This is a genomic window from Niveispirillum sp. SYP-B3756 (assembly GCF_009495745.1).
GTDB lineage: Bacteria > Pseudomonadota > Alphaproteobacteria > Azospirillales > Azospirillaceae > Niveispirillum.
In genome coordinates this window covers 151825-171137 of sequence record NZ_WIDQ01000002.1, presented here as the reverse complement: position 1 = coordinate 171137, position 19313 = coordinate 151825, and the positions used below count along the sequence as shown (strand labels likewise).

The following is a 19313-nucleotide window of genomic DNA, read 5'->3' as shown; positions in this document are numbered from 1 at the left end:
TCCCCTCCTCACAAATCCCCCCGCTTGCCCGCCTCTACCTTCCCGGCATCGGCGGCCTGCGTTGCGGGTTTTTCCATCGCCACCATGTTGGGCTGCACCAGATCGCCCGGACGGGCGCGCTGGATGCCGTTGACGACAATACGCTCGCCCGGTGCCAGGCCCTTGGTGATGATGCGCAGGCCTTCCTGGCGGCTGCCCAGGCTGATGGCGCGGTATTCCACCTTGTTGTCGGCCCTTACCACCAGCACGAATTTCTTATCCTGGTCGGTGCCGATGGCGCGTTCATCCACCATCACCGCCGGTTCCGGCTCTGATCCGCCGACCTGGATGCGGGCGAACAGGCCAGGCACCAGCACGCCATCCTTATTGTCAAAGGAAGCCCGCACCCGGATGGTGCCGGAGACGGCATCCAGCCGGTTATCGACATGTTCGATCACGCCGTCGCGGGAATAATCGCTCTCATTGGCCAGCCCCAGCCGCACCGGCACGCCCCTGTCATCCTTTACCGAGGCGATGTGGCGCAGATAGGTCTGCTCATCCACATCAAAGGCGGCATAGATGGGGGAAACCGACACGATGCTGGTCAGCGCCACGCCACCGGCGCCGGCAGCGACCACATTGCCGGCGGTAATTTCCGCCCGGGAAACGCGGCCGGAAATCGGGGCCGTCACCTGGGTGTAGGAGAGGTTCAGGCGTGCCGTACGAACATCGGCCTCCGCCGCACGGACGGACGCGGCGGCTTCCCGGGCGTTATTGTCCCGCTCATCCAGGGTGCGGCGGGTGATGGTGCTGTCGGCCACCAGCTTGGCCGCACGGGCCATTTCAGCATCGGCATAGCGCTGCCGGGCCTGGGCGGCAGCCAATTGTGCTTCGGCCCGTGCCAGATCGGCCTTGAAAGGTTCCGGGTCGATGGTGAACAACACGTCGCCCTGGGATACCAGGGCACCATTCCTGAAATGCACCTGGGTGATGGTGCCGGCTACGCGGGGGCGGATATCCACCCGTTCAACCGCTTCCAGCCGGCCGGAATAGCTCTGCCAATCCACCACCTTGCGGGCCACCACGGGGGCGACATCCACCTCCACCGCTGCCGGGGCGGCGGCGGCACTGGCGGCCTGGGCTTTGGGCATATGGGGTCCACCCTGGAAGACGGCGACTCCACCAAGAACGGTGAAAGTGGCGCCCGCTGCCAGAAGATAGGCCAGCTTGTTGCGCTTGCGCGTCATGTCATGGCTCCTGCGATAGGCCGCACGAGGGCGGTTTCCGCCACGGTTCCGCGACGGAATTGAAAGATGATCAGTCATTTGGGCAGCCGGACCGGCTGACGGACCGGCCTTCATCTGCCGAATCCACCTTGGGCCAAGCTGTTTGGGGGGGAGCGGTCCGGGGTTTTGTGGACCGCGCCACCATCACCTTATTCCGCATTGCCGTTATGGCGCTGTGATGGCCGTCGCAGGAGGAACGATTTTTCAGCAAAACCCTGCGATTCGACGCGAAACTCGGCGATTCTCCCCCATCAAAGGCTAAAAGCAGCGCCGGGAACCCACTTCCCGGCACTGTGCGCTGCAACATGGGTCGGCAAAGCCGGTGAATAAAGAGGAGTTTTATGATAAGACAATTCGGATTATCCGAACAATAGCGGCCATCGAGCCCCTGGATATCTGGCACAGGAAGCGGCTGATGACCACCCCAGAAAGCGCCAGACGGCACCTTGATGCATGTCAATGCGGATTGGCCCGGAACAGCGCATCAAGGCGATATTGCGGGCGCTGTAAACGTCCGCGCCCGAGCAATCATTACGTCGATACCGGGGGTCGTCATGGGTGTAGCAAGCGCCATCGGGGCGCAGGGGATGGTGGGCGTGAGGCCCGTGGTCACAGAATCCTATCACGAGGATGTGGTCCGGGCCTTCATGGTCGCCGCCATGTTCTGGGGCATCGCGGCTTTCGCCGCCGGTGTCTATATCGCCTTTCAATTGGCTTTTCCGTCGCTGAATCTGGGCCTGGAATGGACCACCTTCGGCCGTCTGCGACCGCTGCACACATCGGCCGCCATCTTCGCTTTCGGCGGCAGTGCGCTGGTGGGGTCGTCGCTGTATGTCGTGCAGCGCACCTGCCGTGCACCGCTGTTCGGCGGCGCCTATCTGGGCTGGTTTGTCTTCTTAGGCTATCAGCTGTTCATCGTGATGGCCGCCACCGGCTATCTGCTGGGCATCACCCAGGGCAAGGAATATGCCGAGCCGGAATGGTATGTCGATCTGTGGCTGACCATTGTCTGGGTCGCCTATCTGATCGCCTTTGCCGGGACGCTGTTCAAACGCCGTGAGCCGCATATCTATGTGGCCAACTGGTTCTATCTGGCCTTCATCATCACGATTGCCATGCTGCATATCGTGAACAATGTGACCATCCCGGTCAGCTTCACCGGCACCAAGAGCTATATCGCCTGGGCCGGTGTGCAGGATGCGATGATCCAGTGGTGGTATGGCCACAATGCGGTGGGCTTCTTCCTGACCGCCGGCTTCCTGGGCATGATGTACTATTTCATCCCCAAGGCGGCGCAGCGGCCGGTTTACAGCTATCGCCTGTCCATCGTGCACTTCTGGGCCCTGATCTTCCTCTATATCTGGGCCGGCCCGCACCATCTGCACTATACGGCCCTGCCGGACTGGACGCAGACGCTGGGCATGGTGATGTCGGTCGTGTTGTGGATGCCGAGTTGGGGCGGCATGATCAACGGGATCATGACCTTGTCGGGTGCCTGGGATAAGCTGCGCACCGATCCGGGTCTGCGCTTCTCCGTCACCGCCGTCGGCTTCTATGGCATGAGCACCTTTGAAGGCCCGGTCATGTCGGTCAAGGCAGTCAACGGCCTGTCGCACTATACCGACTGGACCATCGGCCATGTGCATTCCGGTGCGCTGGGCTGGGTCGCCTTCATCTGCTTCGGCATGATGTATTACATCGTTCCCGTGCTGTGGAATAAGAAGGGGCTCTATTCCAAGGCTTTGGTGGAATGGCACTTCTGGACGGCCACGGTTGGCATCGTCTTCTACATCACCGCCATGTGGGTCAGCGGCATCATGCAGGGCCTGATGTGGCGCGCCTATGATGAGTATGGCTTCCTGCAATACTCGTTCGTGGAAACGGTTGCGGCCATGCACCCCTACTATGTCATCCGTGGCACGGGTGGGCTGCTGTTCCTGACCGGTGCCCTGTTCATGGCCTATAACCTGTTCCGCACCATCCGCAGCGCCGAAAGCAATGAGCCGCAGTCGGCTGTTGCCGCCGTGGCCGCCGAGTAAGGAGGGGGCCCATCATGAAGTTCTCCCACGCGATCATTGAAAAGAACGTCCTGCTGCTGGCGGTGCTGTCCTTGCTCACCGTGTCCATCGGCGGTCTGGTGCAGATCGTGCCACTGTTCACCATCGAAAGCACGATCGAGCGGGTTGACGGGGTTCGCCCCTACAGCCCGCTGGAACTGGCGGGGCGGAACATCTATATCCGCGAAGGCTGCTATCTCTGCCATAGCCAGCAGATCCGCACCTTCAAGGATGAGGTGGAGCGGTATGGCCATTACAGCCTGGCGGCTGAGAGCATGTATGACCACCCGTTCCAGTGGGGCTCCAAGCGCACGGGTCCGGATCTGGCCCGCGTTGGTGGCAAGTACTCCAACGCCTGGCATGTGGCCCACCTGAACGATCCGCGCGCCCTGGTGCCGGAATCGATCATGCCCACCTACCAGTTCCTGAACCGGCCGCTGAAGTACGAGGATTATGCCGATCACCTGAAGGCCCTGCGCATCGCCGGTGTCCCCTACACGGACGAGATGGTGGCAGAGGCGGTGAAGGATGTGCGTCTCCAGGCCGGTGCCCTGCCGGATGCGGATACGGCCGGCCTGCTGGCCCGCTATCCCAAGGCCCATCTGGGTGACTTTGACGGCAAGCCGGAAGAAGTGACGGAGATGGACGCCCTGGTGGCCTATCTGCAGATGCTGGGCACCCTGGTCGATTTCACCCGCATCAATCCCGAAGATCTGAAGCAGTAAGGAGAGGGCGCCATGCTTGAACTCCTCCCCCTGCTGAAACAGCTCTGGCTGGTCTGGTTCTTTGTGCTGTTCCTTGGCATCTGTTTCTGGGCGTTCCGGCCGGGCTCCAAGGCCCGTTTCGAGGCCCAGGCCCGCATTCCGCTGGACGATAGTGACCTGGGGGGCCATGCCCCCCACCCGACCCGCCGTTAAAGGTGATCCATCATGCCGACCAAGATCGAAAAGGATGCCACCACCGGCCAGGATACGACCGGCCATGAGTGGGACGGCATCAAAGAACTGAATACGCCGCTGCCGAAATGGTGGCTCTATACCTTCTATTTCTGCATCGTCTGGGGCATCGCCTATACGGTGCTGTACCCCTCCTGGCCGACCTTGAGCAGCCATTTCGGTGGCACGTCGGGGTGGACACGGCGTGCCGAGCTGGCGGAAACGCTGACGGCGCAGAAGGCAGCGCAAGCCGACACCCGCGCCAAGATCGTGGCCACTCCGATTGAGGAAATCCGCAAGGATCCGGCCCTGATGGGCTATGTCCAGGCGGCTGGCCGCGTGGCCTTTGCCGATAATTGCGCCGGTTGCCATGGTGCCGGTGGTGCGGGGGCCGTCGGCTTCCCCACCCTGGCCGATGATGACTGGATCTGGGGTGGCAAGCCGGAAGACATCCTGCAGACCATCACCTATGGCATCCGCAATGCCAACGAGAACAGCCGTATCTCCGACATGCCGCGCTTCGGTGCCGATGGTCTGCTGACCAAGGAACAGATCGGCGATGTGGCGGATTATGTGCTGTCCTTGTCTGGCACGGCGGCCGACCCGGCCGTTCTGGCCCGCGGCGCCACGGTTTTTGCCGAGAACTGCGCCGCCTGCCATGGCGAGAAGGGGGAGGGGATGCATGAGATGGGCGCACCCCGCCTGTCGGATGGCATCTGGCTCTATGGCGGTGACCGCAAGACGGTGATCGAGACCATCACCTATGCCCGCCGCGGCTCCATGCCGGCCTGGATCGAACGTCTCGACCCGGCCACGGTGAAGGTGCTGGCGACATATGTGCACGCATTGGGTGGTGGTCAGTAAAAGGTACTGACCACGGCCTTTGACCCGGCTGGAAGGGCCGCTTCCCGGATTGGGGGGCGGCCTTTTCGCATCTTGGGGGGATCTCGGGGTATCATCCCGCAACAGACAAAAGACGGATCGCCACCTGCCCCGTAAACGGGCTGACGGCGATATAGTGGAAACGCACGCCGAAGGCGGCGGCATATTCCTGGAAAGCCTTGAATTCATGGTCGGCCCAGCTGCGGTTGCCGATGAATTCATCAAATACCAGCACTGATCCCGGCACCAGCCGGGGGGCCAGCGCGGTCAGCACGGTGACGCTGGAACTGTAAATATCGCAATCGACATTGACGAAACGCACCGGCCCCGGATGAGCCGCCAGAAAGCCGGGCAGCGTCTGGTCGAACCAGCCGGGATGTAGGGTGACATTCCCCGGCATGGCGGGCAGGTCGGTGCTGGTGCTGAAGGTGCCCGCCGGCTCGTTCCCCCAGCTTTCCGGCAGTCCTTCGAAACTGTCAAACCCATGCACAGGCTGGCCCGCCACCGCCGCGATATGGCGCAGGGAGGTGCCGCGCCGCACGCCGAATTCCAGCACCAGCCCCGGTACCTGCGTCTGATCCAACCCATGGCGCAGCAGATCGGCCGACAGGCCGAACAGGCGGCAATCGGGGGCCAGATGCGGACGCAGGGCCAAGGCCCCTTCCAGAATGGCCTGATTACCACCGACACCACTAGAATCAGTGACCGGATCGCCCATCAGGCTGTGATAGGCATCCAGAAAGGCACGGTACTTGCGGTTGGCACCCGGACAATCGGCCGCCTGTTCCAGACGCGCCAGGGCCGCCGGCAGCCCCTGCAGCGCCAGCAGGCAGGCATGGGAGGCGAAAAGGCCAGCGGCATGGCCGGCACGAAGCGTCAGCAGCCGGTCAAACACGGCCAGCGCCCCCACCGCATCACCCAGGGCATGGGCGGACAGCGCGCGCTGATAAAGCAGTTCTTCCGTGACCAGTCCGGATTTTTCCAGGCTTTCGGCGATAGAAATCGTATCCTCGTACCGCGCATCGCGGCGGAGCGCCGTGACCAGCGCATCGGCCAGGGCCGGATCATCCGGCCGGGCGGCCTGCAGCGCCTCCAGCATCGGCACGGCCAGATGCATCAGTCCCAGCCCGTTCAGCGCCCGGGCCAGATCAAAACGAATGGTGGGATCATCCGGCGCCAGGGCCAGCGCCTGTTCCAATGCCGCCCGCGCACTGCCATGTTCATGCAGCCCGATCAGGGCGCGGCCCAGCAGCGCCAGTTCCCCCGCCCCCGTTGGCCCCTGCCCTTGCAGCAGCAGGCGCCGCGCCGCCCGGTAGCGGCCCCCGGCGAGCAATTCGGCAGCCTGGGCTTCACGGGGAGAGGGATGATCGGTCATGGCAGGTGGTCCGGTGGGCGTGAATGCGCTGCTCTAGCAGGAAAGCCGCCCGCACACCAATAGCCCGGATCACAGGGTGAACGTCTCCCCCGTGAAATAGCGCAAATCCCCGCCCTGTTTCTCAATCATGGCGACGCCCCCGGCATCCAGATACCAGCGATGGCGGCTGCCATCTTGCAGGGTCAACTCTCCTGAAGCCCGACAGCCGGAGAAGATGCCATCGGCATAATAGATCATTTTATCGACTTCCCGCGCGTGGCGCAGCCAGTTCGTCACCTGTCGCTCCGTTGGGCGGAATTTGGGGCAGAGATCGGCAGGCATGTTGAGTTCGCCTGCCCGATACAGACCCGTTTCCAGCACTGTCAGATTTTGTACGGGCAAAGTACCATTCGCGGCACTGGTACAGGCGGCCAGCAGCAGGACCGGCCAGACACCCAGGCCATAGCTGGCCTTTACCATTGTGCCGTCTCCGCCTCATGAGGTTTTTTGTAGCTGATTTCCGGGTGCCGATAGATTTCCGCCGCCGGGATCGACAGCAGTCGGCACAGTTCGGCTACCAACCATTGCAGCGAGCGGTTTTGCGCCACTGTCACCGTTTCAAAGACTGCATCTTTGGATTCATCAATCACATTGCCGACAATTTCGATGCCGATGGAGTCGGCATTCATCGGAAAGCGGTCTGGGAACTTCTTACGGCTTTCAATCTTGTGGACACCACTCGGGTTCCAGGTGCCGGGATTAAGCGCCTTCAACTCCTTGGGCGTGCAGACTTTGCGCACCAGACAGCGGGATCGCAACTTACCCACATGCCAGAGCAGCCAACGGATAGAGGCTGTCTGATACAGCGTACCATCCTTGTCGATCAGAAAATGCGCCCCATTCGGGTTGGCAGACTGATAGCTGTTCAAGGTAGACTGCAGGGTAGGAGAGGCAGTTTGATGCACGACGATGCCGTTGATCGCCGTCATCTCCCCCTGGCGTAGATTGAAATAGGGCTGTTTCGTCACTTTCGGATCAACGGCCCAGCCCTCACCATCCAGCAGCATGTGACACCCCGTCCCCGGTCGGATGGGGTATTATGTACCTGCAGACAACACACCTGCAACCGGGCGTCGGTATGATCACCGAAAGGGGCGTTATCCCCGCGGCGGGGGCAGGCCCGCCAGCAATTTGGCCAGCAACCCATCCAGCGCCTGACGTTCCACCGGGTCCAGCCCGGCCAGCAGGCGATCTTCATTGGCGATATGGGGTTCCAGGATGCCGTCGATCAGGGACAGACCCTGGTCGGTCAGCCCCACCAGCAGGCCGCGCCGGTCGGCCGGATTGGCGTGACGTGCCACCAGCCCGGCCTTTTCCAGCCGGTCCAGCCGGCACGTCATCCCGCCAGAGGAGATCATCGCCGCTTCATAGAGTGCGGTCGGCGTCAGCCGGAAGGGGGCGCCGGCCCGGCGCAAGGTCATCAGCACGTCAAATTCGCCATGCTGCAGGCCGTGGGCGGCCAGGAACGGGGCCAGCCCGTCCCGCTGGATCAGTTGTGCCGCCTCCAGCAAACGGCCAATCACCACCATGGGCTGTGCGTCCAGCTCCGGCCGCTCCCGCGCCCATTGCGCCGCTGCTTCGCCGGCCCGATCCCGCATGGCTGCCCCCTATATATCTTAGCGGTAAGATATCTTTTGATAAGACATTATAGCAGGCAAAGGCAGTGCGGCAATCGGGGTGAACCCGGCGGATCGCAACAAAGCCAGAGGGATAGAGTCACCATGACGATTTGTACCACCGCCGCCGGGGCGCCCCGGCGGACCGGCACCGCCCTGGCCATTGCCGGGATGTTGCTGTTGGGCCTGAACCTGCGCCCGGCCCTGGCCGCCATCGGCCCCCTGCTGGATCTGATCCAGCCCGACACCGGATTATCCAGCACGGGCGCCAGCCTGCTGACCGTGCTGCCCATTGTGGCCATGGGGGTTTTCTCCATGGCGGGCGGGATGTTGCGCCGCCTGCTGGGGGAGCGGGGTGGCATCACGCTGGGGGCGGCCCTGGTGGCGCTGGCCTGCCTGCTGCGGGCGGCCCCCCTGGGTGGGCTGGCCATGCTGGGCACGGCCCTGCTGGCCGGCATCGGCATCGCCCTGGTCCAGGCCCTGTTGCCCGCCACCATTAAGCGCCGCCACCCGGATCAGGTGGGGCGGATGATGGGGCTTTACACCACTTCCATCATGGGCGGGGCTTCCATCGCTGCCGCCTCGGCCGCCGGCCTGTCGGACTGGCTGGGCTGGAACGGGGCACTGTCCTTCTGGGCCGTGCCGGCGGCCCTGGCCCTTGTGCTCTGGCTGGTCAGCAGTGGCGATGTCCCGGGCGCCAGCGGGCGTGTGGCAAGCAGCGCCACCGGTCCGGTCAATTGGTGGGGCCGGCGGCGGACCTGGCTGCTGCTGGCCTTTTTCGGCATCGGTACCGGCGCCTTCACCCTGGTGCTGGCCTGGTTGCCGCCCTTTTACACCCAGTTGGGCTGGGACCGGGCGGCGGCGGGATATCTGATGGCCGGTGTCACCATGACGGAGGTGGTGGCCGGGCTGACGGTGTCGGCCGTCATCGGCCGCTTCCATGACCGGCGCGGGCCGGTCTTTCTGGTGTTGAGCCTGCTGGTTGGCGGCTTACTCTGCCTGATGCTGGCCCCGGCGGTACTGGCCCTGCCAGCCTGCATCCTGGTGGGGTTGGGGATCGGGTCCCTGTTCCCACTCTCCATGATCCTGGCCATGGACCAGTCGGAAAACCCCGCCGATGCCGGGGCCCTGCTCTCCATCGTGCAGGGCGGTGGCTATCTGATCGCCAGCCTTATGCCGCTGCTGGCCGGCTGGCTGCGTGACCGGTTCGCTGATCTGACCTGGGCCTGGGCCGCCATGGCCGTTGGTGTGCTGGTGATGATGATCATCACAAGCCGTTTCAAACCGCTGAAGGTGGCGTAATACCAATCCGCCGAGGGTTTGACCCTTGGCGGATTGGAGGCTGGCGACTGCCAGCCCGCGCCCCCATGGGCGCGTAAGCCAAGCCAACGGACGTTGGCGCCGGCGATTGAGGGCCATGATCAGGACCGCCGGTGCTGATCATGGCAACAAGGCGTAACCAGTCACACGATTTCCAGGGATTGCGGCGGACCGTCGGCCAGCAGTTCGGCAATATTCTCCAAGGCCAGCGCCAGGCCGGTATGGTCGGGTGCCGCCCCCAGCGCCACCCGCACATGGCAACCAACAACCTCCCCCACCGCAAAGGCGCTGCCCGGCACCAGGGCTGCACCCGCCCGGCGGGCGGCCGCGACGAAATCCGCCTCCGTCCAGCCGGCTGGCAGGGTCAGCCAGAGGTGATGGCCCTCCGCGCGGGCGGAAACCAGGGCAGGGGGCAACAGACGGGCAGCCAAATGCTGGCGGGCCTGCGCCTCTGCCCGCACGCCCTGCAGAATGGCCGCCGCCGTGCCATCGGCGATCCAGGCCGAGGCGGTGGCCACCGACAGCGGTGGGGGCATCTGGGCGATGGCCCGCAGGGCCGCCCGGCCTTGGGCGGCGCTGGCAACATCCGGGGCCACGATATAGGCCAGCCGCAGACCGGGCGTCAGCACTTTGGCCAGGGTCGCCACATGCCATACCAATTCCGGTGCAAGCGCGGCCAAAGGCGGGAGCGGAGTGACTGGTAACACTCCATAAGCATCATCTTCAATAATACAGAAGCCGTGACGGCGGGCGACCTCCACAATGGCCTGCCGCCGCTCCAGCGGCAGGGTGGCGGTGGTGGGGTTGTGCAGGGTGGGCGTCAGGTAAAGCACATCGACATCGCCCGCCACACAAGCGGCTGCCAGCGCCTCGGGGCACAGCCCGTCGGCATCCATCGCCACGCCACGCACCGCCAGCCCCAGTGCCGCCGCCGCCGCTCGGAAGCCCGGATAGGTGTGGCAGCTGGACAGCACGACCCGCCCCGGCCGTATCAGGGCGCTGAGCAGGGCGGCCAGGGCCGCCTGGGCCCCGCCGGTGATCAGCACCCGCTCCGCTGGCAGATCCGGCAGAACCGGGGCCAGCCAGGCTGCCCCCGCCGCCCGGTCGGCCAGGGCACCGCCGGCCGGTTGATAGGAGAGCAGGCGCAGCAGATCGGCCCGCCGGGTCACCGCCGCCATGGTGCGGGAAAGGGCTGCCTGCAGGTCCAGCCCTTGCGGACGCGGCGGGATATTCATCGACAGGTCCAGTTCCACCGCCCGCACGGCCGGCGGGATCACCACCCGGTCACGCACAAAGGTGCCGCGCCCCACGGCCGTATCCACCAGCCCCCGCGCCCGTGCCTCCCCATAGGCGCGGGTGACGGTGGTCAGGTCGATGCCCAGGGCCGCCGCCAGGGCGCGATGGGTGGGCAGCCGGTCGCCGGGCCGCAACTGGCCATTGGCAATGTCGCTGGCAATCACCTCGGCAATGGCGCGATAAAGCGGGCCGGCCCCGATGCGGCCATGCGGGTTCCAGCCCGCTGCCGGGGACATTGTCTGGATTGTCGGGGGAGCGGGAGGAAGGTGCATGTCAATCCTCTTCCGCGTCCAGCCGGGCCTGTTCTGCCTTGTTCATATATTGCGAACAGACCAGCCAGCCTTTCAGCGGGCGCAGCAAGGCCAGACAGGAAAACACGGCCAGCGGTAACGTGGTGACCAGATGCACCCAATAGGGGGCCTGGAAAGCCAGCTCCAGCCAGACGGCGAAACCGACCAGCGGGAAACTGACAATCGACATGGTGAAAAAGGCGGGACCATCGGCCGGGTCAGCGAAACTGTAATCCAGCCCGCAGACATTGCATTGCTTGGCCAGCGACAGGTAACCCTTGAAAATATGCCCCTTGCCGCAGGCCGGGCAGAGGCCGCGCACCCCCAGCCCCATCGGGGTGCCGGCGAAATCGGACAAGCGACGCGGTTCCATGATCGACCTCACTGTATGGATGTTCTGTTAGAAGAATGTAGGTATTTTTGTCAGACATTCTTCTAACAGTTTCGAGGGGCTGGGCCAGAGGGGCCGCATGAACTGCGACTATCCACCCCAAGCACCCCATACAATCCGGTCAATATGCCGGCGGGTCAGCCGGCGACGGTGATTTCCACCACCAGGGAGCCGACCCCTGCCACGCTGCCTTCCAGCCGGTCGCCGGGCAGCACGGCCCCCACCCCGGCAGGCGTGCCGGTGAAGATCAGGTCGCCGGCAGCCAGGGGCTGGTAGCGCGCCAGTTCGGCGATGATTTCCGGTACGGTCCAGATCATTTCCGACAGATCGCCTTCCTGCCGGGGCAGACCATTCACCGTCAAGGTGATGCGGCCGGTCGCCACCTGGGGCACTTCTACTGCCGGGCGCAGGGCGGAAACCGGGGCGGCGGCGTCAAAGCTCTTGGTCATGTCCCAGGGCTTGCCGCCCTTTTTCATTTCCGCCTGCAGATCGCGCCGGGTGAAATCCAGCCCCACGCCATAGCCGAAAATCGACCCGCCGGGGCCGATGGCCACCACCAGTTCCACCTCGTGATGCAGGTCGGCGGTCAGCGGCGGGTAGGGAACGGCACCGCCGCCCGCCACCAGGGCATTGGGCTGCTTGGTGAAGAAGAACGGCGGTTCCCGGTTGGCCTGCCCCATCTCCCGCGCATGGGAATCGTAATTCCGCCCGACACAGAAGATGCGGCCGACAGGAAACAGGCTGTCACTACCCAGCACCGGCAGGGCGGCAATCGGCGGCGGATCAAAGGCAAAATGGCTCATCAGGGCGGTCCCGGTCTGGGGGGAAGGATGGGCGCAGATAAACACAAGGCCGGGGCGGGAACCAAGCCGCTTGACGCGGCCACGCCATCATGATGTGCCAGGGGTACGGACAGAACAGGGATAAACCCGATGATGAATCGTGAACAGGCGGCGGTGCTGGATCGGGCCGATCCGCTGGCCACTTTCCGGGCGGAATTCGCCCTGCCGGAAGGGATCATCTATCTCAACGGCAATTCGCTGGGCCCCCTGCCTGCCCGTGCTGCGGCGCGGGTGGCGGAGGTGGCGGCCAATGAATGGGGCGAAGGGCTGATCCGCAGTTGGAACAGCGCCGGCTGGTACAGCGCCCCCCGCCGGCTGGGCGACAAGCTGGCCGGGCTGCTGGGTGCCGAATCGGGGGAAATGGTGGTGACGGATGCCACCGGCCTGAACCTGTTCAAGGCCGTGGCCGCAGCATTGGACTTGCGGCCCGACCGCAAAGTGATTGTGATGGAGGGGAGCAATTTCCCCACCAATAATTACATCGTCCAGGGGTTGGCGCGGTTTCTGGATCGCGGCCACACAATTCGCTTTGTCGAGAAAGACGACATTCTCGATGCTATCGGCCCGGATGTGGCGGTGGTGGCGCTGACCCATGTGCATTACAAGACCGCGCATCTGCTGGATATGGCCGGGATCACGGCGGCCGCCCATGTGGCGGGTGCCCTGACGGTCTGGGATTTGTGCCACAGCGCCGGGGCGGTGCCGATCGATCTGAACGGGGCCGGGGCGGATTTTGCCGTTGGCTGCAGCTATAAATATCTCAATGGCGGGCCGGGCAGCCCCGCCTTCATCTTCGCCGCCCGCCGCCACCATGCCTCCATGCGCCAGCCCCTGTCGGGCTGGTGGAGCCATGCGGCCCCCTTTGCCTTTGACCGGGATTTCCAGCCGGCCGAGGGCATTGCCCGGATGCTGACCGGCACCCAGCCCATCCTGTCACTGGCCGGGGCGGAAGCCGGGATCGATCTGGCCTGCCGGGCAGATGCGGCCCGGGCCCGCGCCAAATCCAGCGCGCTGGGGGATATGTTCATTGAATTGCTGGAAATCCGCGTGACCGGGTACGGATTCAGCCTGGAAAGCCCACGGCTGGCAGCCGAACGCGGCGGCCATGTCGCCCTGTCGCATCCGCAGGGCTATCCGATCATGAAGGCGCTGATCGAGGCGGGGGTGATTGGTGATTTCCGGGCGCCGGATACGCTGCGCTTCGGCTTCTCCCCGCTCTATCTGCGCTATGTGGATGTGTGGGACGCGGTGGCCGTGCTGGCGGAGATCATGGCAAGCGGGCGCTGGCAGGAAGCCCGGTTCCAGCAGGTGGAGGCGGTGACGTGAGCTGGCGCCCGTAAGTTTATGACGTATTTCGACTTTCCCTTGTCATTCCCGCGAAGGCGGGAATCCATACAACAGCCCGGATTTTGGATTCCCGTCTTCGCGGGAATGACGGTTAGAGGGTTGAGGGAAACAGAAAGAATTTCGTCATATCGCTAACAGGAATAGGATGGAACCGTGACCGGTTCCGCCCTCTATGCTCATTCCACCTCTGTCAATACGGTGCGGATCGTATCGACGATCTGGTCGATCTGCCCCTTCTCCACGATCAGCGGCGGGGACAGGGCGATGGTGTCGCCGGTGGTGCGGATCAGCAGGCCCTTTTCAAAACATTTCAGGAAGGCGCTGAAGGCTCGTTTGGTCGGCTGGCCGGCAATCGGCTCCAGCTCAATGGCGCCGATCAGGCCCAGATTGCGGATATCCACCACATGGGCCGCATCGCGCAGCGAATGCATGGCCACTTCCCAGTAACCGGCCAGTTCCGCCGCCCGGGTCAACAGCCCCTCATTGCGATAGAGATCCAGCGTCGCCAGACCGGCGGCGGCGGCCAGCGGATGGCCGGAATAGGTGTAGCCATGGAACAGCTCAATGGCGTTTTCTGGCCCGGTCATGAAGGCATCATAGATCTTCTTCTGGAAGAAGACGGCACCCATCGGCACGGTGGCATTGGTCAAGCCCTTGGCCGAGGTGATGATATCCGGCATCACGCCGAAATAATCGGTGGCAAAGGGCGTGCCCAGCCGGCCGAAACCGGTGATGACCTCATCAAAAATCAACAACAGCCCGTGCTTGTCACAGATGGCCCGCAGCTTTTCCAGATAGCCCTTGGGCGGCACCAGCACGCCGGTGGAGCAGGCCACCGGCTCCACAATCACGGCGGCGATGGTGCTGGCATCATGCAGGGCAACAATGCGTTCCAGCTCATCCGCCAGATGGGCGCCCCATTCCGGCTGGCCCCGGCTGAAGGCCTGATGGGTGCGGTCATAGGTGTGGGGCAGATGGTCCACACCTGGCAATTGCGCGCCAAACGCCTTGCGGTTGGTGACGATTCCGCCGACGGAGATGCCGCCGAAACCAACCCCGTGATAGCCGCGCTCCCGCCCGATGAACCGGGTTCGTTGGCCCTCCCCGCGTGACCGGTGATAGGCCAGCGCCACTTTCAGCGCCGTATCCACCGATTCGGAGCCGGAATTGGTGAAGAACACATGGTCTAGCCCCGGCGGCAGCAACTGCACCAGCTGGGAAGCGAACTCAAACGCCACCGGATGGCCCATCTGGAAGGTGGGGGCGAAATCCATTTCCGCCGCCTGTTTCTGAATGGCGGCGGTGATTTCCGCCCGGCAATGGCCGGCATTGACACACCAGAGACCGGCAGTGCCGTCGAGAATCTGCCGTCCATCCTCGCTGCGGTAATACATGCCGTTGGCGGAAACCAACAGCCGTGGCGCCTGCTTGAACTGCCGGTTGGCCGTGAACGGCATCCAGAAGGCATCCAGATTATTGGGGCGCGTCTGCGGGTCGGGCACTCTTGATCTCCGGCAAGGATGGAAGCTTCCGACCAGCATGGCGCTTTCCACCCTGGCTCGGCAAGGTTGGTTTCAAGCGAAATTTCCGTGTCAACCCCTGCCAAACTGTTGCGCCCCCTATGCTTTGCGCGCGCGTGGCTCTATGACAAAGGTTGCGGCATGATCGCCGCCGAAAAAGGCAGTTGGACCCCGTCGGAATGCGTGACGATCAGGAGCTTGGCCCGGAGCCCGCCACAAGGCGGCCCCATCTGCGCACCGCGCTCACGGCCCTGGCTGTGCTGGCGGTGGCAGCGGCGGGATGGTTCGCCGCCACCCGGCTGGCCAATGAGATTTCCTATGACGAGGTGATGGAGGCGCTGCGGGCCACCCCGCTCTGGGCCATCGGTGCGGCCTTGGGCATGACAGCCGCCAGCTTCCTGGCCCTGACCTTCTATGATCGCGCCGCCCTGGCCTGGATCGGCCGGCCCATGCCGTCGCCAACCATCATGCTGGCCTCTTTCTGCGCCTATGCGGTGGGCAATACGGCCGGGTTCGGCCCGCTGACGGCGGGGGCCATCCGCTATCGTTTCTATACCCCGCATGGGCTGGAGCCGGAGGAGGTGGCGCGCATCATCGCCTTTGTCACTGCCACCTTCGGGCTGGGGCTGGCGGCCACCACCGGATTGGGGCTGCTGATTGCCGGCGATGTCGCGGGCCTGGGCCTGCCCGGCAGCGTACCACGCCTGCTGGGCATCACCATCCTGGCCGGGCTGGGCCTGCTGATCTGGCTGGCCGGCCACCAGGGCAGCGTGCAACTGGGCAAAACCCGGCTGATCCTGCCCAAACCCCGGCTGATGCTGGGCCAGATGGCCGCCGCCATTGTCGATATCGCCGCCGCCGGCAGCGCGTTGTGGCTGTTGCTGCCCGGCCTGGAGATCGGCTGGACCGGTTTCATTGCCGTCTATGCCGTGGCCGTGGGGCTGGGCGTGCTGAGCCATGTGCCCGCCGGGCTGGGCGTGTTTGAAACGGTGATCCTGGCCGCCTTGGGCAGCCGGGTGGATACCGAACAGGTGCTGGGCGCCTTGTTGCTGTATCGCGTCATCTATCATGTGGTGCCGCTGCTGCTGGCCGGGCTGGTGGTCAGCGTGCTGGAAACCCGGCGTGCCGCACTGGCCGTGGCGGGATCGCGCCTGGGCAAGGTGGGCGGGCGCATGGCGCCGCCGGTGCTGGGCACGCTGGCGCTGGTGCTGTCGGCCATGCTGATCTTTTCCGGCGTCACCCCGGCAGCCGACCGCGATCTGGAACTGCTGTCGAACCTGTTGCCGCTGCCCCTGCTGGAAGGGGCGCATTTTCTCTCCTCCATCCTGGGGCTGGGCCTGTTCATCGTGGCGCGCGGGCTGGTCTATCGCCTGGATGGTGCCTGGTGGGCGGCTGTGGCGATGCTGCCCGTTGCCATCCTGCTGTCGCTGGCCAAGGGGCTGGCCCTGACGGAGGCGTGCCTGCTGGGCAGCCTGCTGCTGCTGCTGCTGTTCAGCCGGCGCCGGTTCGACCGGCGCAGTTCCCTGCTGCACCAGACCCTGACCACCCGCTGGTTGCTGGCGGTGGGGGTGCTGCTGCTGACGGCGCTGACCATCCTGTTCTTCGTCTATAAGGATGTGGAATACGCCCATGGCCTGTGGTGGCAGTTCGAGTTTTCCGAGGAGGCGCCGCGTTCCCTGCGCGCCATGCTGGGGGTGGGTCTGGTGGCTGGCGTGGCCGCAGCACTCTCCCTGCTGGGCCATAGCCGGGTGCGCAGCGGCCCCGCCGGGCCGGCGGAACTGACCCGCGCCCGCGCCATCGTCGATGCCCAGCCGCGCACCGGTGCCCTGCTGGCCCTGCTGGGCGACAAGAGCCTGCTGTTCTCCGACGATGGCCGGGCCTTCATCATGTATGGCTGCCAGGGCCGATCCTGGATCGCCCTGTTCGATCCGGTCGGCCCGCGTGATGCCTGGCCGCAACTGGTCTGGCGCTTTGTGGAAATGGCGCGCGCCGCCGGCGGCCGGGCGGTGTTCTATGAGGTGGCGCCAGAAAATCTGGCGCTTTATGCCGATGCCGGGCTGGCCGCCTTCAAGCTGGGCGAAGATGCCTTCCTTGACCTGCCCCCGTTCGACCTGAAAGGGGCCAAACGCGCCAACCAGCGCAATGCCCTGAACCGGGGGGAGCGCGACGGGCTGGTGTTTGACATCATCCCGGCAGAGGCCGTGCCGGCGGCCATGGCGGAACTACAGGCCGTTTCCGATGATTGGCTGGAGGCGCATGAGGTGCGGGAGAAACGTTTCTCCTTAGGCGCCTTCGAGCCCGATTACCTGGCGCTGCGGCCGGTGGCCGTGCTGCGGCGTGACGGCGCCATCGTCGCCTTCGCCAACCTGATGAGCACGGACCTGAAGGAGGAGATCAGCATTGATCTAATGCGCTTCTCCCGCGCGGCACCGCCGGGGGCGATGGAATATCTGCTGCTGCGTCTGATTCTGCTGTGCAAGGAACAGGGCTATCAGCGTTTCAACCTGGGCATGGCGCCGCTGGCCGGCCTGTCGGACAGCGATGCCGCCAGCATGTGGCACCGGGTGGGCCGCGCCGTCTATGACCATGGCGACCGTTTCTATAATTTCAGCGGCCTGCGGGCCTTCAAGTCAAAGTTCCAGCCCCGGTGGGAGGCGCGGTACATGGCGGTTTCCGGCGGCATCAACCCGATGCTGGCCCTGGCCGATGTCACCGTGCTGATCAGCGGCGGTTTGCGAGGTGTGGTGGGTAAATGAGTAAAAGTGCAAAGCTGGCCCTGATCTGGGTCATCACCTTGTCATTGCTGACATTTTTCGGCTGGCGCACCTGGCGTGATGTGGCCCATCAGGGCTATCTGCCCCCCACCATGCCCGGCGGGCTGCTGGGCCGGCTGCATCTGTACCAGCCCGTCGGTGACAATACCGGCGCGGTGATCCTGTTCTCCCAGGGCAAGGGCTGGGGCGCGGCCGAGCAGGAACTGGCCGAGCGTCTGGCCGATCAAGGCATCCTGGTCATCGGTGCCAGCCTGGATCAGACCCTGGCCGCCATGGAACGGGAAAAGGTGGACTGCCTGGAACCGAAATGGGTGGTGGAGGATATCAGCCGCAATACCCAGCGCTATCTGCGCAGCGGCACCTATCACCTGCCTGTGCTGGCCGGCATCGGCCCCGGTGCCACCCTGGCCCTGCGCATCGGGGCGGAAACATCCCGCGCCACCACCGGTGGCGTGGTGGCCATTGACCCCGCCCCCGGTGGGGAATCGAAGCGACCGATTTGCCCCAATGACGATATTAATAGCGATCGCTCGGCTGTTTTCGCCAAGATAGTCGTGACCGGTGACGGCGATCTGGCGCGGGCGACTGCGGAAGCAGCCACCATGCGCGCGCCGGAGCCGATCCGCAGCCCGGCCTCCGCCGCCGATGCCCTGGCCGAGGCGGTAATGGCCCGCATCGCCACCCTGGCACCAACGGATGACAATACGCTGGACAGTCTGCCCCTGGTGGAAATGCCGACCAAACCAACCCACGGCGTGATCGCCTTCGTCTATTCCGGTGATGGCGGCTGGCGTGACCTGGACAAGGATGTCGCCGAACGGCTGGTGGCGGAGGGCATCCCCACCATCGGCCTGGATATGCTGCGTTATTTCTGGTCTTACAAGAAACCCGTCGAGGCTGCGCGTGACCTGTCACGCATGATTCGCTTCTACCACGCGAAATGGCCGGAGGCACGGGTGGTGTTGGTGGGCTATTCCTTCGGGGCCGATGTGCTGCCCGCCATCTATAACCAGTTGCCGGATGAGGATAAGGCGGCGGTGCACCAGCTTTCCCTGCTGGGTGTGTCCGACAAGGCGAATTTTGAGATTTCGCTGGATGAGTTCCTGAACAACGGCAATGACAAGGCTGAACCCATTCTGCCGGAATTGAAGCGCATCCCGCTGGGGCTGATCCAGTGCTTCAATGGCAAGGAGGATGAGGAAAGCCTCTGTCCGACGCTGCAGAAAATGGGGGTGGAGACCATCACCACCGAAGGCGGCCACCATTTCGATGGAAATTACGAGCATCTGGCGGAGATGATCGCGGACGGGGCGAAGCGGCGCCTGCAGGCGGTGTCCACAAGCCCTTGATATCCAAAGAGGAGT

The 19313-nt window shown here is 64.4% G+C and carries 17 protein-coding genes; 8 read left to right on the top strand and 9 right to left on the bottom strand.

Annotated features, from left to right (window positions below; translation table 11 throughout):
- Nucleotides 1-8: 8 nt before the first annotated feature.
- On the bottom strand, nucleotides 9-1226 hold the full coding sequence (locus tag GE253_RS04715; RefSeq protein WP_153202993.1) for an efflux RND transporter periplasmic adaptor subunit: 1218 nt from the start codon (nucleotides 1224-1226) through the stop codon (nucleotides 9-11).
- Nucleotides 1227-1852: 626 nt separating this feature from the next.
- Between GE253_RS04715 and ccoN the strand changes: the two genes are divergently transcribed.
- Genes ccoN through ccoP form a run of 4 tightly spaced genes read left to right on the top strand, consistent with a single transcriptional unit; the run spans nucleotide 1853 to nucleotide 5121 of the window.
- Entirely contained in the window at nucleotides 1853-3304 is a 1452-nt protein-coding gene (ccoN, locus tag GE253_RS04710) for a cytochrome-c oxidase, cbb3-type subunit I (RefSeq protein WP_153203394.1), read from the top strand.
- Nucleotides 3305-3318: 14 nt separating this feature from the next.
- Complete coding sequence (ccoO, locus tag GE253_RS04705; protein WP_153202992.1) at nucleotides 3319-4047, top strand: cytochrome-c oxidase, cbb3-type subunit II; 729 nt, start codon at nucleotides 3319-3321, stop codon at nucleotides 4045-4047.
- A gap of 12 nt (nucleotides 4048-4059) precedes the next feature.
- Nucleotides 4060-4239, top strand: a complete 180-nt coding sequence (locus tag GE253_RS04700) for a cbb3-type cytochrome c oxidase subunit 3 (RefSeq protein WP_153202991.1) — start codon at nucleotides 4060-4062, stop codon at nucleotides 4237-4239.
- A gap of 12 nt (nucleotides 4240-4251) precedes the next feature.
- Nucleotides 4252-5121 carry a cytochrome-c oxidase, cbb3-type subunit III gene (ccoP, locus tag GE253_RS04695; protein ID WP_153202990.1) on the top strand — a complete coding sequence of 290 codons (870 nt, stop codon included), beginning with the start codon at nucleotides 4252-4254 and terminating at the stop codon, nucleotides 5119-5121.
- A 91-nt stretch (nucleotides 5122-5212) separates the two neighbouring features.
- Here the strand turns inward: ccoP and GE253_RS04690 are convergent, their stop codons facing one another.
- From GE253_RS04690 to GE253_RS04675, 4 genes are all read right to left on the bottom strand, one after another.
- A complete protein-coding gene (locus GE253_RS04690) occupies nucleotides 5213-6514 on the bottom strand; it encodes a class I SAM-dependent methyltransferase (protein WP_153202989.1) in 1302 nt (433 codons plus the stop codon).
- 69 nt (nucleotides 6515-6583) lie between these two features.
- Nucleotides 6584-6973, bottom strand: coding sequence for a hypothetical protein (locus GE253_RS04685; protein ID WP_153202988.1), 390 nt, complete (start codon nucleotides 6971-6973; stop codon nucleotides 6584-6586).
- Nucleotides 6967-7560, bottom strand: coding sequence for a peptidoglycan recognition family protein (locus GE253_RS04680; RefSeq protein ID WP_153202987.1), 594 nt, complete (start codon nucleotides 7558-7560; stop codon nucleotides 6967-6969). Before GE253_RS04680 ends, GE253_RS04685 begins: the two co-directional genes overlap by 7 nt.
- A gap of 90 nt (nucleotides 7561-7650) precedes the next feature.
- Nucleotides 7651-8151: a MarR family transcriptional regulator gene (locus tag GE253_RS04675; RefSeq protein ID WP_153202986.1), complete on the bottom strand. Its 501-nt coding sequence runs from the start codon at nucleotides 8149-8151 to the stop codon at nucleotides 7651-7653.
- Nucleotides 8152-8274: 123 nt separating this feature from the next.
- Between GE253_RS04675 and GE253_RS04670 the strand changes: the two genes are divergently transcribed.
- Complete coding sequence (locus GE253_RS04670) at nucleotides 8275-9471, top strand: MFS transporter (RefSeq protein ID WP_153202985.1); 1197 nt, start codon at nucleotides 8275-8277, stop codon at nucleotides 9469-9471.
- Nucleotides 9472-9632: 161 nt separating this feature from the next.
- On the opposite strand, the gene GE253_RS04665 is transcribed toward GE253_RS04670, so the two are convergent.
- The 3 genes from GE253_RS04665 to GE253_RS04655 form a co-directional block, all read right to left on the bottom strand.
- Complete coding sequence (locus GE253_RS04665; RefSeq protein ID WP_153202984.1) at nucleotides 9633-11021, bottom strand: PLP-dependent aminotransferase family protein; 1389 nt, start codon at nucleotides 11019-11021, stop codon at nucleotides 9633-9635.
- A 37-nt stretch (nucleotides 11022-11058) separates the two neighbouring features.
- Nucleotides 11059-11448 carry a DUF983 domain-containing protein gene (locus GE253_RS04660; protein ID WP_173012497.1) on the bottom strand — a complete coding sequence of 130 codons (390 nt, stop codon included), beginning with the start codon at nucleotides 11446-11448 and terminating at the stop codon, nucleotides 11059-11061.
- 155 nt (nucleotides 11449-11603) lie between these two features.
- Complete coding sequence (locus tag GE253_RS04655; RefSeq protein ID WP_153202983.1) at nucleotides 11604-12269, bottom strand: fumarylacetoacetate hydrolase family protein; 666 nt, start codon at nucleotides 12267-12269, stop codon at nucleotides 11604-11606.
- 129 nt (nucleotides 12270-12398) lie between these two features.
- Between GE253_RS04655 and kynU the strand changes: the two genes are divergently transcribed.
- On the top strand, nucleotides 12399-13634 hold the full coding sequence (gene kynU / locus GE253_RS04650) for a kynureninase (RefSeq protein ID WP_153202982.1): 1236 nt from the start codon (nucleotides 12399-12401) through the stop codon (nucleotides 13632-13634).
- 197 nt (nucleotides 13635-13831) lie between these two features.
- Here the strand turns inward: kynU and GE253_RS04645 are convergent, their stop codons facing one another.
- A complete protein-coding gene (locus tag GE253_RS04645) occupies nucleotides 13832-15112 on the bottom strand; it encodes an aspartate aminotransferase family protein (RefSeq protein WP_247878510.1) in 1281 nt (426 codons plus the stop codon).
- A gap of 242 nt (nucleotides 15113-15354) precedes the next feature.
- Between GE253_RS04645 and mprF the strand changes: the two genes are divergently transcribed.
- Both mprF and GE253_RS04635 read left to right on the top strand, forming a co-directional pair.
- Nucleotides 15355-17931, top strand: a complete 2577-nt coding sequence (gene mprF, locus GE253_RS04640; protein WP_153202980.1) for a bifunctional lysylphosphatidylglycerol flippase/synthetase MprF — start codon at nucleotides 15355-15357, stop codon at nucleotides 17929-17931.
- Nucleotides 17928-19298, top strand: a complete 1371-nt coding sequence (locus GE253_RS04635; protein WP_153202979.1) for an AcvB/VirJ family lysyl-phosphatidylglycerol hydrolase — start codon at nucleotides 17928-17930, stop codon at nucleotides 19296-19298. Before mprF ends, GE253_RS04635 begins: the two co-directional genes overlap by 4 nt.
- The last annotated feature ends 15 nt before the right edge of the window (nucleotides 19299-19313 follow it).